We start from the raw sequence: 17189 nt of genomic DNA on the forward strand, positions 1-17189 counted from the left end.
GAGGAGAGTGAATCATGAAGGCGGTACAAGCAAGGATTTGGAAGAAAATGGCACTCATTATGATGACAATTGTACTATGTCTGCCTATCGGTGGAGAGCTGGCGCTTGCGATCGATGCGGAAATTCAGCCGCTCACGGTTGCGAATGATTTCATGGATGTAAGTGTCAATAAGCAAACAGGACGCTTCAGCGTGATGACGAAGATGGGGTCTCCGCTCAAAACAAGCGACGACAACAAACCGCTGCTGTTCCGCGATAAACTGCCAGAAACATCGTTTACGACATTCCGCATTAATGGCAAAGATTTTATTTATGGAAATGGTTACGGATTTCTAGGGACGAATGGTTATTTTACTTTTTCGCCTGAGAATAAAGGCCTCTCGAACCAATCCGTCTGGCATATCGAGGGTCTAGATATTATTCAGACGCTAACGTTAGTAGATGACCAAACGAACCCGAATGCGGGTAACATAAAAGTCTCTTACAAGGTTAAAAACACGACGAAACAAGATCAAAATGTCGGGTCTCGCATTCTGCTTGATACGATGCTGGGACCGCAGGATGCTTCTCCCATCTCCTTATCAGGCGGCAATACGTATATTCGAAATGAAACGAAAATCGAAAGGGTCACTTCCGTATTATTGGAGAGCGACAGACAACCCTTTGAATCCAAAGGTGATGTCATACGGCTTCATGCAGGGCTGGGGAAATAAATCGCCGAATCGGATGATTCTTGCCCATTGGAATGGTATTTCCGAGACCAAATGGGATTACACGGTGAATCCGCAGCTGGATTTTACAAGTACGCAAAATGCTTATGGTTCGGCGGACAGTGCCGTTGCCATGTACTGGGATCCTTCGAATCTTGCTCCTGGTCAGGAAGCTGTGTTTGAAACTTACTACGGGTTAGGCAGCTTTTTTACCTCTCAAAAGGAAGCGACCTACGGGCTGCAAATTGGGGCGCCGAAACAATTAAAGGTTAATGAAAATGGGACTGGTTATAAGGAAGCGGAGTTCGAGGTTCGTGTGGATATCGACAATTCGATCGATCGTTCCGTAGAGCAGCAGAATGTTCAGGCCGTTCTTGGATTACCTGCTGAGCTTGAGCTAGTACAAGGAGAACGATCAACGAAAGCGGTAGGAGGCATGAAGGTTGGCGAGGTCAAGACGGTTACTTGGAAAGTGAGGCCAAAGCCGCAAAAAGTGTATAAAGCTGCACAATTTCAAGTTATTGTACAAGCAGCCGGCAGCGAAGAAAACATACAAGCTTCCTTTGTCGTCCTGCCAGCCTTATCAGGCAAAATTCCCGAAGTGCAGGTTCTAGAGGCGCTTCCTAAGAAACTGTATATGCTGGATGAGAATCCTACGATAGCTCTGCAAGGCAAAGGGTTCGAGGTTCTAAAGGGTTCAAACGAATGGCAAGTGCAGATGATCCGTGAACGTGATGGGGCGCAAGTGCTCGTTCCGAGTACGGATGTCACTGTTGTGGATGATAAACAAATCACGGTCCAGCTGAAAGACACGCTGTGGCCTCCGCTTAAGGAAGAGCCAGGCACTTACATCATTCGAATTAATGCCGGCGTGATCGGTACGTTCGAGAAGAAGGTCGAATTCACAAGAGACAAGCGTTATAAAACGAGAGACTACGGGATATTGCTCGTCGTTGGCGAGAACATGGATGGGAAGGGAAATGAGACTTACAATCTGGTTCCGGTTGAAAATGAGTCCAAGCTAGCTGATTTGAAGCATCAGTATGCAAGTGCCTCGAAAGAAGCCTTGCTTGAGTTCCGAGGGCCGATTCGCTCGCTGGCTGGAGACAATTCGTACTTTGAAATTGGAGCGGGAGCGACCATTAATTCGGTCATCCGCCACGATACATCGAAGGAATTGAGCGCGATTTTCGGGCAAGCCTCGCAAAAAATGGTGATTCAAAAAAATGATCAGGACCTTTCCCATGAAGGAAACTACATTGAGTTGAAAGGGAACGGCGTGCTGTCCATTCCTGGTTTTCCGTTTTCGTTTGGTCCGTTTAGTATCGAATTGGTTGATGGAAGCCGCTATTCACTGGATGCGAACGAAGATGATGGGCAGAAGCCTATCGAAATTAACTGGGAAGTGCTGAAAGGTTTGTCGGTATTGCAGCATATGTCCTTCTTCCAAGTGGAGATTAAGAATGCAGTCATTGGGAATGAGAGTGTTTCTTTTGGCGGGTCGGTGTCGATGAACTTCAACCCAGGACAGAAAAAGGAAGAGGAGAAAGATCCGAACGGGAATAACAATCAGAATCCACCGCCTCCGCCGCCAGGAAATGGGCAGGGAGACGGGGCTGAGAAAGACCAGACCGATGAAATGCTTAAGGTGGGCTTATCCCTGGATGAAGCGAAGTTCGGGATGAGAAAAGAGACGAATATGTTCGGGCGGGCAAACACCTTCGGCTTCATGGGACTCCGCGCGGAAGGTTATGCCGGATTGCCGGAGGGCATGGTGCCTGGGCTTGATTTTGGCGCAAGCGGCAGGGTCATGCTGGATACCTTTGATAAGAAATTCGAAATCGAGGGGCATGTTCAATTCCAGGTTGTTGAATTGGATGGCTTGCTGACGCTGCGCTTTACGGAAAGCGGTGTGTCAATCCCTGATAACTTCGTCTTCGTCGTTGGCGGGGAGCCTGGAATTCCGCTAATCCCGATAGCACCTGTGGCCTTTATCACCAAAGGCGGTGGCGGGTTCCGTAATCTGTATGACACGGTTACAGGCAATTTTAATATTTTGCCTCCACTGAAAGTTGTCATGATTGGGGGGCTAAGTGTTGCCAAGGTTATAACGGCAGATAATGTGACGCTGGGATTATCAATGCGGGGGATGGAATTTTTCGGTGAATTTGAGATTCTGAAGTTTCCGATTCTCAAAGAAGTGTACGGAAGCGTCGACTTTCAAGATTCATTAACCAACTTCGGTATTGCGCTTAAGGCTGGAGCAAGGCTTGAAATTTTCGATGCGATTATAGGTGAAGTCTATGTTCTTTTCGAATATGATTCGTCCAAGCATGGCTTGTTAGGTCCTGTTTACATGGCGGGTGGAGGCTCATTAACAGTCAGAATCCCTAGAGCGGTTCCGATCGTTGGCGGCAAAGAAATCGCTCATGCATCAGGAGAGATCAGCTCCGAGAAGGTTTGGGGGAAGGTCAGAATTATTGGCATTCCGTTTGGCTATCAATATGCTTGGGGAAGCCGCAGGCCGACACTCGCATCGTCGCGGTTAACGGCAGACATGCTGCCGGAAGCGGAAGGGCTGATGGAAAAGGAGTACATCGATGATTCCGGGAATGTGTCAGCGATGACCTTCGGGACGAACATTAAACGCGTCGCAAGCTCGAAGAAACCTGCAGTATCGATGAAATCTGCTGATCGTGTAAGTATTTTATCTAACCCCAACGAGTATGAAATTCCGGTCACAGCTGATCAAGAAGCAGCGTTGTTTGAACTCAAGTACACGGGGGAAACGCCGCCAAATCTACAAGTCACAGATCCGAGCGGCCAGGATTATCCGCTTACGATCGACGAAAACTACTTGGTACAGGAAATTACCCCAGAGGATTCGCAATCGGGAACGCTAGAGAAGCGCGTGTACGTTTCAATCCAAAAGCAGCTTGTAAGTAACATGGCGGGGAATTGGAAAGTGAAGTCCGACCAACCGCTTGAATGGTCATTGATGGATGTAACCGTACCTGCAACCTTGTCGAATGTAAACGCAACGGTTGATCCTGAGGGTGGCAATAAAGTCAGGGTGAACTGGCAAGGGGATCATACGACGAATGAAAAAGTGTCTCTTTTCCTAAGCACGAATAACGAAAATGATCCAGGCCGCCTGTTAGTCAAAGACATTTCTGTTCAGGATGGGACTACGGAGATTACACTCCCTGAGACGATAGCAAGCGGATCTTATTACGTCAAAGCCGTTTTATCGCAAGGCGACACGAATCTGGACAGCAGATATAGCGTTGCAGCCATCACAATTGTAAATCCTCATCAGCCTGTACAACCGCAAGAGGTTAAAGCAGTACCCGCAGGCAGCGGTTTGCTGGGCGTATCTTGGAAAACGCCGCAGGCGGTAGACGGTTACACGATCCAACTGCTGGATGAGAATAATAAACCTGTAACAGGCATAGGCACCGTGGATGTGCCAGGAGACGCTAAGGAAACAACCCTTGGCGGAATGATCAAAGATGACACTGGCACAACGGTTGGACTCGTTCCTGGCTCGACCTATAAGGTATCCATCGGTGCGTACAAGAAGGTCCAAGGTGGCAAGGTTTATAGTGAACCAGCTATTTCTGCTGGGGCTTACTTACCGGTACCTAACCCAGCCAAGGTTGAGCTAACTCAACTGAATATGAATAACGAGCCTATTACGAATTCGTATGGAGAAAATGGACAAAGTGATCAGAAAACCTATGTCGTGAATGAGAAATCCTTCCAATTGCAGCTGCATGCAGATCAATCGGTTTCCACAATCGTTCGTGTGAATGATAAAAACGTAGGCACTTTCTCGGGAGCTGATTGGAAGAAAACTATTCCCTTAGAGGAAGGGACCAATTTGATTGAACTCCTATCCACGAATGCGAGCGGGGACCAAACACGCAGCGGCACAAGGGTATTCTCAGATACAACAGCACCGGACCTCAAGATTGAGCGACTAGGCTCCATTTCTACCGATAAAACGGTGTTGGTCAAAGGGGTAGCAGAGCCGGGAAGCAAAGTAAGCATCAATGGGCAGCCTATTACCGTTGAAACGGATGGGGCTTTCGAACATGCCTTGCCGATCGAGGGTTACTTGTCGAAGGCTATTGTCATCACCGCAAAGGATGATGCCGACAATGAGACGACATACAGCTCCGAAGTTATGAATCAAGCCGTGGATGCATTCGTGAAGGTGGAGCTTCGACCTGTTGCTGAAGCCTCAGGAAAGCTAGCGGCTGATGGAGAAGAACTCAGCCTTCCGGCAGGCAGCAAGCAATCGTTAGAGCTCGTAGGTGTGGATAAGAACGGCGTATCTACAGTTATTGATCCTAGTCAAGTAGGCTGGAGTATGATTCTGGGTGACGCCAACGGCTCCGTTTCGGAGCAAGGGCAGGTTGCAGCAGACTATGAGGGCGAGCTGGTTGTCAAAGCCTCCTATGCCGTGACGACAGAATACGCATTTGAGGATACGCTCATCGTTAAAGTCGGCAAGAAGTCAGATGCACCTCCGCCATCTAAACCTAACTATGATGACTGGTATATTCCGCCGACGCCTTCGAATCCGAACCCGAATCCTGACGGAGACGGTTCTTCCAGTGATTCGCAGCAGCAAGCTGATAAAGTAGTGGAGGAAACCTTGCAAAATATCCTGAAACGGCTCATCGAGCTGGAGCAGGATGTGGAGTTCGTCACCTCGGCTAAGCTTGTGCCTAATCAAGAATCGATTGTGAAAATTCGTGATCGAGCGGCACTTCGATTTGCAGCGCAGCCAATGCAAGAGAACGTAGGTCTTGGGATTGGCGTAGTGCGGAACCCGAAAGCCTATGAAAGTGAAGGCTTGAAAGTCATAGGCGATATCTATGAATTTAAGTTTGATAAACCGATTAAGCTGAAAGAGCCTGCGGAGCTTACGATCCGCTTTAATTTAGAAGAGATTCAGGATCCAAGTAAGGCTGGTATTTATTGGTATAACGAGCGAACGAAGAAGTGGGAATATATCGGCGGCGTGATGAATCCGCTAGCAGGTACGATAACTGCGACACTTCCGCATTTTAGCAAGTATGCTCTCCTGTATAACGCAGATATGCAGGATTTCAAAGATATGAACAATCGCTGGTCTCGCGATATGGTCTATCGTCTCGCATCGATTGGTGCGGTGAATGGCATTAATCAGGGGGATGGCCTTATCTTTGCACCTACGCGATCCATTACAAGGCAAGAGTTTGCCAAGATCGTAGTTGGGGCAATGGGCACTGTGCTTTCATCCAGTAACCTTCCGATGGAATACGCGGATCGGGACGATGTAGCACCATGGGCAGTGCCTTATATGTCTACGGCACTTACGAACCAATGGCTGGGGGGAACTTCCAGTCAAAACGAGCTTTATCTCTCGCCTTCGGTGCCCATTTCAAGAGCTGAAGCGATCGCGATTATCGGACGCATCTTGAAAGCTGGAGACAGCAAGGCAGCCGGAGCGGGTAGTTCATTCCTCGATGGAAGCCAAATCCCGAATTGGGCGAACGAATACGTTCCAATGCTCGTTGAGCAAGGGATTATTAGCGGATATCCGGATGGTACGTTAAGGCCGAATAATGAGATTACGCGCGAGGAAGCAGTGGCAATGATTAGCAGAATGATCGATACGAAATTGAATTAAAGCAATGGCCTGGATTGCAGTGAATATGAAATAATTTACGGACAAGTGAAAGCACCTAGAAACGGTGGAGCTCACTCTGTCCGTTTTTTTTCATGCCTATTGCATTGGAATTATCCAAGGCTGTACTTACTTAATATCTTATAAGAAATTCAAGAAATCACAGAAATTTATCCGATAGGGGGGTGCTATTATACAAATATAAACAAAGATGAGGTGATGATATGCAAGCAAAATTGGCAGCGGACGCCATTCCCACCCCCAAAAAGCGGGATTCATGGATAAGAACGATACAAAGATATAAAGTAATGTATGCTCTCTTATTTCCGGCATTAGTGTACTTTGCCGTATTCAAATATATTCCTATGGCGGGAATCATTATTGCTTTTAAAAACTATAACCTGGCTTTGGGACTATGGGATAGCCCATGGGTGGGATTGAAAAATTTCAAAGATTTTATCAATGGCGTTTATTTCTGGGACATTATGAGAAATACGATTATCATATCGCTGTATAAGCTATTGTTCGGTTTCTCCGCTCCCATCGTACTAGCTTTGCTGCTCAATGAAGTTTATACCCAATGGTTTAAGAAAATTGTACAAACGATCACTTATTTGCCCCATTTTCTGTCATGGGTCATCGTTTATGGACTGATGGTGGCATTATTAGCCCCGGGAGATGGCCTTTTTAATATGATTTTGAAGCAAAATGGTGTTGACCCGATCTCCTTTCTAACGGAACCAGCTTGGGGCAGACTGCTGATCATCTTATCGGAAATATGGAAGGATATTGGCTGGGGAGCGATCTTGTACCTTGCCGCTTTAGCAGGCATTGATCCTAGCTTATATGAAGCAGCTCGAATTGACGGCGCTTCCAAGTGGAGACAGCTATGGCATGTTACATTACCCGGCATTCGAGGCGTCATTATTCTGATGCTGATCCTCAAATTAAGTCATATTCTGGATGCTGGCTTTGACCAGATATTTATGTTTGCCAACAGCTTTAACCAGGAGAAGATCGATATTATCGACACATGGGTATATCGAGAAGGGTTAGAGCGTCTTAAGATTGGTTTGGCTACTGCTGTAGGATTGTTTAAAGCTATCATCGGATTTGCTTTAGTATTGGCTGCGAACAAGATTGCCAAAAAATTCGATGGGCAAATTTGGTGAGGTGGTTTTATAAATGATCAATATGACACTCGGGGAAAAAATATGGCAAGCAGTCGTATATTTTATTCTTAGCATACTAGCCCTACTTTGTTTACTTCCCTTTTTGTATGTTGTTGCTGTTTCCATGACGCCAGAATCGGAAGTGTTAAGAAAGGGAATTGTGATTATTCCAGAAACCTTTACGTTCGTAGCCTATAAAGAAGTATTCATTTCTCATGGTATAGGGCAGGCGTATAAAATTACTCTGTTTCGAACGATCGTAGGCACTGCGCTTAATGTGTTATTTACGGTCCTAGCCGCTTATCCGTTGTCCAAAAAATATTTGCCAGGGCGCAGCACATTTCTGATATTCATTGTATTTACCATGATGTTCAGCGGAGGATTAATTCCAACGTATTTGTTAATCCGCTCACTGGGATTGTTAGACAGTCCGTGGGTATTGATTATTCCACATCTCATTAGTGCATTTAATCTGGTCATTATTAAAGGCTTTTTCGAGCAATTACCTGCTGAAATCGAGGAATCGGCGAGGGTCGACGGCGCAAGTGAACTTCAGTCACTTTGGAGAATTATTTTACCCCTGTCTTTGCCCGTTCTTGCCACGATTTCCTTGTTTTACGCCGTGGGGCATTGGAACAGTTATTTCGATGCCATTGTTTACTTGAATGATGCGAACTTAATGCCGCTGCAAGTTGTCTTGCGCAACATTCTGCTTAACGTCGCAACACAAAGCGCTGATTCGATGGCCAATTCCGGAACGGTTAGCAAGTTCGCTGTGCAAATGGCTGCTATTGTCGTGACGACGGTTCCGATTTTGATTGTTTATCCATTTATGCAAAAGCATTTTACGAAGGGTGTACTCATGGGATCGATTAAAGGTTAAAAGGCAATTCCTACCTAGGTTGTTACGGGGACACCGTGATAATATATATACAAGCAAAAGGAGAGGTCAATATGGAACGTAAAAAGATTACATTTACTGTTCTGGCTGCTATCGTAGGGCTGGGAACGCTATTGTCAGCATGTGGGAACCAAGAAGAAGTTAAGCAGACAGCTTCGAGCAGCCCTCAATCCGAGGCTAACAAGTTTGCGAACAAAATGAAGATCTCGATGTTTAACCAAGGTACTTTCAATGCTGCCGCTCCGCTACCTCCACGTGAGGAAGATATTCAACGTCAAATGTTGGAGAAGGCGATGAACATCGACTTGGATATGACGATTCCTCAAGCTGGGCAGGCCACAACCAAACTGAATACGTTGATTGCAGGCGGAGATATTCCAGATTTGCTCTTCTTGAAGAGCCGGTCCGATCTCGCGCAATATTATGACCAAGGTGTTCTTGCGGATTTGACCCCGTACTTGGATCAATTTCCCGAATTGAAGAAGCGTTTTGGTAAAGACTCCTGGGAGGCGACGTCATATCTGGGCAAAACGATTGGAGTTCCAGGTTATGATAATGTAAACGGTATCAGTCGAAGCTTCTTCATCCGCAATGATTGGTTAAAAAAGCTAGGCTTGAAAGTACCGACAACCCCTGACGAGCTGTTCGAAGTGATGAAAGCCTTTACGGAGAAAGACCCAGACGGCAACGGTAAGAACGATACGTACGGATTCATCGGCGGTATGAATAAAGAAGGTAATCTGCAAACCTACGGCTTCGATAGCTTGATGTGGATGTTTGGCGTCAATCCTCCTTCAGCTATTGAAGTGAAAGACAATAAACCAGTATTCCTATTTATTGATCCTAAAATGAAGGAAGCGCTCGCTTACATCAATAAAATGATGACAGCAAAAGTTGTGGACCCAGACTGGGTGACGATGAATACGCCTGATTTGTTGGACCAAAAGCTATTTAAAGGTAAAGTTGGCTTCATGATCAGAGATGCCCGCAGACTGGAACCGGATTATCAGCAGAAAATGAAAGAAATCGGCGGAGAGGTACCGGAATGGATCGTCATTCCTCCAATGAAGGGGCCTTACGGCGATCAAATCGTAGAGAGAAAATCGTTCCAAGGCAATTCATGGGCCATTTCCAAGAGAGCGGATAAGGACAAAATCATTCGGATCCTGTCCATGCTGGAATATCTATTTACGGACAAAGAAGCCTACCCGAATTTCGCATACGGAATTAAAGGGATTCATTGGGATGTCGTAGACGGCAAGATCAAAAATAAAACCTCTGAATTATCCAAGGAAATGAAAGAGAAGTACCTATGGGTAGATCATTATAGAATGCCGCGTCGTGGCGATGATGCTGAGTACTTCAGCTTCCAGAATCCGAAGACAGCAGAAGCTTTCACGAACAATCAACAGTATGTGGGTCCTACTTTGCCTGGAAATTTGTTGACTGCAGACCCGAGCGACACCTTGGCGGCAGATCGCACACGTTTCATTAATGAAAGCTTAGTCAAATTTATGTCGGGCAAAGACCCTCTTACGAACTGGGACAATTTCCTCAAAACATTGGATACCAAGTTCGACATGCAGAAATATAAGGATACAGCCGTTAAACAATTTAAAGAAGCAGGCCTAATCAAGTAATAAGACGAAGAGAGTGGCGATAAATAGCCCCTCTCTTTGTTGTCCTATGCTATGCTTAGTTTAATCCAGATTTAAAAGGAAGATGACCGATGCGAAGAAGAATCAGCTTGCCTATAAAACTATTTATGATTGTGTTTGCGTTTGTATTAAGCTGCATCATATTGATAAGCCAATTGTCCTATCGCTATGTCCAGAAGGAAATAAGAACCAATGACATTTATTACACAAACCAAATATTGGACAAAGTTGACCAGTATCTAACGGTAAATTTTTCTTCCTTCCAGACGATCTTGTTCTCGGTCGAAACTTCGGTGAAAGCAAACATTGCCAATACGGAAGTGATTAAAAAGCAATTAAGAGAGCTCTATGAACTCAATAGTAACTACGTGAGTAACATTTACTTGATCAATAGTGATTTATCTATTCTAGGCGGAAGTACGACTACGCGAATTTTCGATGAACCTTTATCGGATAGAAAACCTTTGTTTGATGCGGCCGACAAGAACAAACGGACTACATTTGTTAGTGATCCTTATAAATCGAAGTATTCCGGCTGGACCGTTACGATGGTGCGATATCTGAACGGCGCTCCGACTCCTATGGCCATTGCCGTAGATTTGGATCTCAATGCAATTGAAGAAACCTTGTTTAAGATTAATAAAAAAGAACAAATGAATCTAGCTCTGATCACCACATCGGGTAAAATCATTGCTGGATTTTCGGAAAATAGAGGACCCCTCAGTATTCAAGATCATACTTTTTCAGTCGGGGAAACGTCGGCGGAACAAATTCTGGATACGACGGGAACAAGCCTTCAGCTCCATACCAAAGATGGCTTACCGGTCTCCATTTTGAAGAAACCGACGGAGAAATTCAATTGGTTCCTCATCTCGATGAACGATGAATCTCGCATGGAAGCTGCGTTGTCCAGATTGCAAGCCTATTATATCGGGCTTCTAGCCGCAGGTCTTCTATTAAGTCTGTTCATTTCCTTTTTTATTGCCAAATACATAAGGAATCCGCTCTATGCGCTCAAAACAAAAATGAAGCGGGTGGAGCAAGGCGACCTGACAACGACAATGACGATGAACCGAAACGATGAATTCGGCGATCTTTCCCTAGCATTCGACCGTATGCTGCAGCAAATAGTGGAACTGATTCGGCGAGCAGAACTTCATAATGAACTGGAGCGGAAACTGGAAATCCAAGTGCTGCAATCTCAAATAAACCCTCATTTTCTATATAATACGCTTGGATCAATCAGCAATGTCATACGTCTCGGACAAATAGAGAAAGTAGATGTGGTAATCGGGTCTCTCATTTCAATATTGGAATACGGGATCGCCGACGCTTCGGAGAAGGTTTCACTACGTCAGGAGCTGCAGAATGTATCGGATTATATCGCGATCCAGAACATTCGTTATAACAGGCACTTCCACTTGATTGAACATATCGAAGATGGGTTAATGGATTTTCCGGTTTTTCGAATGCTGCTGCAGCCCATTGTGGAAAATAGTATCTTCCATGGCTATAACGGTGGTGGAATCGAAGGCTCGATTACGATTCATGCGTACAGGAAGGGCTGCAATGTCATGATCGAAGTCATTGATCAAGGCGAAGGAATTCCAGCGGATCGCATACAGCATATTTTAGTCGCAGATCCGAGTGATCACGAAGTAAAAAGGAAAAGAATCGGGTTAAACAATATTCATGGTCGAATAAGACTTCACTATGGAGAACAGTTCGGGCTCCAAATCACAAGCATACCTAAGGAAATAACCCGTGTCCGCGCAATATTCCCGGCAGGTATGTTTAAAGGAGATGCATGATGGTGAGAGACTACACCTGCTTCATTGTTGACGATGAAGATCTAATCATTCAACGATTGGAATTATATTTTAGCGAGCTCTCCCACAAGGAAACGCGATTCCATTTAGTGGGCAAAGCGAATAATGGGCTTAAGGGGATAGAGGAGATCTTAAAGCTTAAACCAGATATCGTAATCTCCGATATCGTCATGCCGCGAATGGATGGGATTTCCATGATTGAGCAGTTAAAGCCGGAGCTGCACCATACCCAATACATTCTTTTGACCGCCTATTCGTCTTTTGAATACGCACAGCGAGCTATTCATGCCAACGTATTGGAGTATATTGTTAAGGTTCCGCTCAGGGAAGCAGATTTGGATCGAGCTTTGGATAAGGCAGCCGGAATTCTGGATGAGGTTAAGAAAAAAGAAGAGGAATTGCAATCTTTAAACATATCCGTTCTTGAAAATAAATATAGAGTCCGCAAGCAATTTTTTAACGAGCTGATCAGAGGCGAAATACCAACTCATCGGGCATCGGATTTCGCTAATCGCATGCAGTTCCATTTCTTTCAAGCCAACTATTGCTGCTTTATTGTTGAAATGAATCTGTATGAAAGTTTCCGAAATGAATATACAGCGGTTGACCAAAACATCTTGAAATATGCGATTACAAATGTAATCGAAGAAACGGTGATGAATTGTGGCAGGGGTGTAGCTACGGATCTCTCCGATAATCGTTTTATCGGCTTTCTTTCCTGGGAAAATAATCGCAGTGAGATGGATACGGAATATGCTTGCCAGACATTGGGGAGTCAGATCGTCTCTCATTTGCATCAATATTTGAATCAAAGGGTATCCGTCGCTTTTGGCGGTCCGCACCGAGGCTGGGAATCCATCAAACAAGCTTACACGGAAGCTCAAAATGTGAGTGAGGATTTCTATTATCATACAGAGAAAGTAGTGAAAACACCCGCGCATCGGTTCCAATACCATAATGACAGAAAGGAGGAATTTCAGCAGAAACTGGCTGATTTTCTTGCATGGGTGCAGAGAAAGGTTTCCAAGGAAGAGCTGGAGAAAGAATTTGCTGATTTAAACCAATTTGTTACGGATCATAAAATCCATAAGTCCATCATGGCACCTATGCTTCGAGACTTGTACAGAGACATTGCTGTGAAATTTAAATCGGGGAACACGATGACCACAGATGTAGCTGAGTTTCCCCTAGAATTTATGGCATTTCGGGAGCAGCTTTCGTATATTGGCGACTTCACTTTCGAATATGTACACGCTGGCCAACTTTTACATCGTGCAGAAATCATGAGTGCCATGCGGTTTATAGAGAAAAATCTGAAACAGCGATTAACGTTGGAGGCTATTGCTGAGGAAGTGAATTTAGCCCCATCGTATTTTAGCAGTCTATTCAAAAAAACAATGAACGAAGGCGTTATCAGCTACATCAACCGTAAAAAAATTCAATTGGCTCTCGAGCTGTTAAATGTTCAGGATTACTCTTTATTGGAATTGTGCGAGGAAGTTGGCATTGTAAATGAAGGGTATTTTTGCAAATTATTCAAAGAATATACAGGTGATACACCTAAGCAATATCGGATAAAAATGACACGGTATGAATCCAAATAAGGTTGCAAAAAAATGTATGAATTTTTCGCGAAATCATGTAAAAAAACGGGGTTCAAAAGGATTACCATGATAGATGTATCTAATCATGGAGGTTATCAAATGGAGCTTATTAAAGCGGATGTAACTGTCGTAGGCGGAGGTATTGCTGGGCTATGCGCCGCCATTTCCGCCGCACGTCAAGGGTTGCAAGTTTCACTTATTAATGATCGACCGGTTCTTGGGGGGAATGCCAGCAGCGAGGTCAGGGTTCATATCAACGGGTCGGCCTATCTTGGAAACAGTCCATCCTATTATGCGCGGGAGGGCGGGTTGGTGGAAGAACTCAAGCTGAAGATTTTCCAATATAATCCGCTATATAACAAGAAGCTTATGCTCTCGCTTTCGGATACGGTCTTGTTTGATATGGTCTATGATGAGCCTAACATTTCTCTATTTCTGAATACATGCGTGCATGAAACGGGCATGGAGAACGGCAGAATCAAATGGGTGGAGGGCCTTCAATTGGCTTCCGAAAGAAAATTCCGTTTTGAAAGCCGAACCTACATCGATTGCTCCGGAGACGGGGTTGTCGGATATCAGGCAGGTGCTCTCTTCCGATGGGGGCGAGAAGCGAAACATGAATACAAGGAAGATTTGGCTCCAGAAGTGGCTGACCATTACACCATGGGAGACACAATCCTTTTCCAAGCACGCAACGTAGAATATTCGGTTCCTTACAGGAGGCCGGGCTTTGCGTATGATATTACGAAGTTGCCGTTTTTTGAAAGTATCAGAAAAGGTTTGAACCATCGGGCTTTTCCAAGAAAAATCAACGGGCTCGGCGGATTGTGGTGGCTGGAATACGGCGGACATATGGATGTTATCGCAAACAATGAAGACATCGCTTTGGAGCTGCGGAAATTGGTTTACGGGATATGGGATTATATCAAAAATAGCGGCGAATTTGACGATGTGGACAATCTCATCTTGGATTATGTCTGCCCGGTTCCGGGAAAGCGGGAGTCGAGGCGGTTTATAGGGGATCACATGTTGTCTCAGAACGATCTTACAGCAAAGCCGCATTTCGAAGATGCTGTATCCGTCGGGGGATGGTATATGGATTTACATGCTGCTAAGGGCATCTATGATGAGGGGCCGGCTACAGCCTGGAATTTCGTGCCTGGCTTGTACAATATTCCGTTCCGTAGTTTATTTTCCCGCAATATTCCTAATCTTATGTTCGCTGGTCGCAATATAAGTGCTACCCATGTTGCTTTCGGTTCTACAAGAGTAATGGCTACCTGCGGTTGTATGGGGCAGGCGGTTGGAACGGCAGCTTCGTTATGCTTGAAATATGAGGTAGACCCCGCAGCCATAGTCGAATCTCATATGGGGGAGCTGCAGGCGCTGCTGCTTCGAGACGGGCAAACGATTGTAGGGCTTCAAGAGGAATTGGATCCTTACTTCGCTGACGGATTACATATTCGTGCCTCGTCTCAGCGCAGCTATGCCAATCCTCATCCAACCGAAGCGATTCCTTTGGAGAAAGGGTTATGTTTGGTCTTGCCGATTCAGACATCCGTGGCGGAGAGTGTACGGATCAAAATTAAAAATATTTCCGAGCATTCGGAAACACTGTATGTGAAGCTGTTTGGCGGAGATCGAAAGGAAAACTACATTCCCACCAGCCAGTTGAAAGACTACAGCTTAGCTATTACAGCTGGTCATGACGACTGGATTACGCTGGACTTAGGCTTAGAGAAGCCGGCAGACGATAAAATTTACATCGTACTGGAAGGTACGGAGAGACTTGCCGTATACGGCAATGAAGAGAAACTAACAGGAGCAGTCAGCTTCCATTATAGGCCGGAAGTGCCGTCCAGGCTGAAGAAATTCAATAAGAGCATCTGCTTTAAGGACCTCCTGCCATCGCAGAATATGTATAAACCCGAGAATGTCGTCAACGGCTACGCGAGACCTTATGGTCTGCCGAACGGATGGATTTCCGAACGTACGGAAGGACAGGAGTGGTTGGAATTCTGTTGGGCAAGTCCTAAAAACCTGGATGAAATTCATCTCGTTTTCAATTCACAGCTGGATTTGGAGCATTTCGATGATCCGATAGAGCCTCTTATCCAAGATTATGATGTAACCTTGACCTTAGAAGATGGAACCGAGAAGGAAATCAATATCCGTGGCAATTATCTCACGTTGAATAAACATAAGGTGGATGCGAAATGTGTAACCCGAATCCGGATTAATTTCTGCGCAACTTACGGTTCGCCTTATCATGAAGTATTTGCTGTAAAATTGTTTGCTCCTAAAAACGATAAGTGAGGTCAGGTGAAGTTGCGATGAAGGAATTATTCCCTCGAAGAGGGCTCCCTAATGTCATTCAGAAGTTGGAAAATGGGGAAACAGTGACAATCGTCTATTTTGGCGGCAGTAATACCCGTTCTGAAGGATACAGGGTCATGACGGCGGAATGGCTTCGTGAGCAATATCCCAAGGCGGATATCCGCTGTGTGAATGCAGGCATTGACGGAACTGGATCGGATTTGGGCTGTGCCCGTTTGGAGACGGATGTGCTTCGTCATCAGCCTGATCTCGTGTTTGTTGAATTTGTCGGTAACGATGGCGGAGTCCCCGAGTCCAAGGCACGGATCGAAGGGATCGTCCGTCAAATACGCAGGCGAAGCCGGTTTACCGATATCCTGTTCGTTTATACGCTGAAAGAACGAGATGTGGTAGGATTTCAGTCCGGGGAATACCAGAAGGGAGCTCTTATGCAAGAGGATGTAGCTGACTATTATGGTATTCCTTCGATTCATCTGGGCGTAGCGGTCAGTCATTTGGTGTCGGAGGGCAAACTGGTTTTCACTTCAAAGGCAGGAGAGTCCATTCCCGGGGCTATTGTTTTTACACATGATTCAATCCATCCGATCATTCCCGAAGGACACCAGATTTACACGGATACGATCACTCGGTCATTTGAGCGGATTCGTGAACTTGGGGTTAGTTCGGGAAGTGTTGAACATAACTTGCCTCATGACCCTCTTGTCCTGTCCAATCCTTGGGAGTACGCTGCTATGCTGCCGCTAGAGGGCCATGCCCATTTATCGGCAGGATGGTCTTACGTGACTCCCGATGATTTTGAGCTGGCCCGCAAGTATGATTGGTTGTTCCCCGGCCTATGGCGAGCGGTCGATCCAGGGGAGGCTATCACGGTGCAGTTCGAAGGCACTCACATCGGGCTGTTCGATATCGGGGGGCCTGATTCCGGCAGATTGAAGGTGACGGTGGATGGCGGGGCCCCTTTCCCTGTGGATCGATTCACACCCTACAACGATCATAATCGGAATCAGTATATTTTCTTGCCGGAGCTCCCGAATGGGAAACATACGGTTCGCTTCGAAATCGATACCGAGAAGACAGATAAAGCGGCCGTGTTTGAGGCATGCGGCAATGAACGAAGTAGGGAGCATGTTCGGCAGCATCCGTATTGGTACGATCAAACGGTGATCCAGCTTGGGAAGTTGTTGTTGGTGCAGCCGCCATTATCATAGTTAAAACCGTCTTTGTTCCCAGTGTAAGACCTACAACGTATCTGATTGCAGTTGAGCAGTCTAATACCGTGTAGGTTTCTTTTTTTACTT

At 45.6% G+C, this 17189-nt stretch carries 9 protein-coding genes; all 9 read left to right on the top strand.

The genetic code is table 11. The annotated features are described in order from the left end of the window. The first annotated feature begins 14 nt into the window (after positions 1-14). The 9 genes from ASD40_RS37905 to ASD40_RS18935 all read left to right on the top strand — a co-directional run bounded on the left by ASD40_RS37905 (position 15) and on the right by ASD40_RS18935 (position 17099). Entirely contained in the window at positions 15-713 is a 699-nt protein-coding gene (locus ASD40_RS37905) for a hypothetical protein (RefSeq protein ID WP_057304715.1), read from the top strand. Further along, positions 694-6393, top strand: coding sequence for an S-layer homology domain-containing protein (locus ASD40_RS18900; RefSeq protein WP_057304716.1), 5700 nt, complete (start codon positions 694-696; stop codon positions 6391-6393). The genes ASD40_RS37905 and ASD40_RS18900 overlap by 20 nt, the downstream gene beginning before the upstream one ends. A 221-nt stretch (positions 6394-6614) precedes the next feature. Beyond that, positions 6615-7562 carry an ABC transporter permease gene (locus ASD40_RS18905; RefSeq protein WP_057304717.1) on the top strand — a complete coding sequence of 316 codons (948 nt, stop codon included), beginning with the start codon at positions 6615-6617 and terminating at the stop codon, positions 7560-7562. Between the two features lie 13 nt (positions 7563-7575). Further along, the gene (locus ASD40_RS18910; RefSeq protein WP_057304718.1) at positions 7576-8445 is read left to right on the top strand and encodes a carbohydrate ABC transporter permease; all 870 of its coding nucleotides are present in this window, start codon (positions 7576-7578) and stop codon (positions 8443-8445) included. Positions 8446-8516: 71 nt separating this feature from the next. Beyond that, the gene (locus tag ASD40_RS18915; RefSeq protein WP_057304719.1) at positions 8517-10103 is read left to right on the top strand and encodes an extracellular solute-binding protein; all 1587 of its coding nucleotides are present in this window, start codon (positions 8517-8519) and stop codon (positions 10101-10103) included. Positions 10104-10192: 89 nt separating this feature from the next. Next, a complete protein-coding gene (locus ASD40_RS18920; protein ID WP_057304720.1) occupies positions 10193-11932 on the top strand; it encodes a sensor histidine kinase in 1740 nt (579 codons plus the stop codon). Then, on the top strand, positions 11929-13554 hold the full coding sequence (locus ASD40_RS18925) for a response regulator transcription factor (RefSeq protein WP_235549307.1): 1626 nt from the start codon (positions 11929-11931) through the stop codon (positions 13552-13554). The genes ASD40_RS18920 and ASD40_RS18925 overlap by 4 nt, the downstream gene beginning before the upstream one ends. 99 nt (positions 13555-13653) lie before the next feature. Continuing rightward, positions 13654-15870, top strand: a complete 2217-nt coding sequence (locus ASD40_RS18930) for an FAD-dependent oxidoreductase (protein WP_235549308.1) — start codon at positions 13654-13656, stop codon at positions 15868-15870. Between the two features lie 17 nt (positions 15871-15887). After that, the gene (locus tag ASD40_RS18935) at positions 15888-17099 is read left to right on the top strand and encodes a GDSL-type esterase/lipase family protein (protein WP_057304722.1); all 1212 of its coding nucleotides are present in this window, start codon (positions 15888-15890) and stop codon (positions 17097-17099) included. The last annotated feature ends 90 nt before the right edge of the window (positions 17100-17189 follow it).

Origin of the sequence: Paenibacillus sp. Root444D2 (genome assembly GCF_001426375.1) — a bacterium.
Taxonomy (GTDB): Bacteria; Bacillota; Bacilli; order Paenibacillales; family NBRC-103111; genus Paenibacillus_E.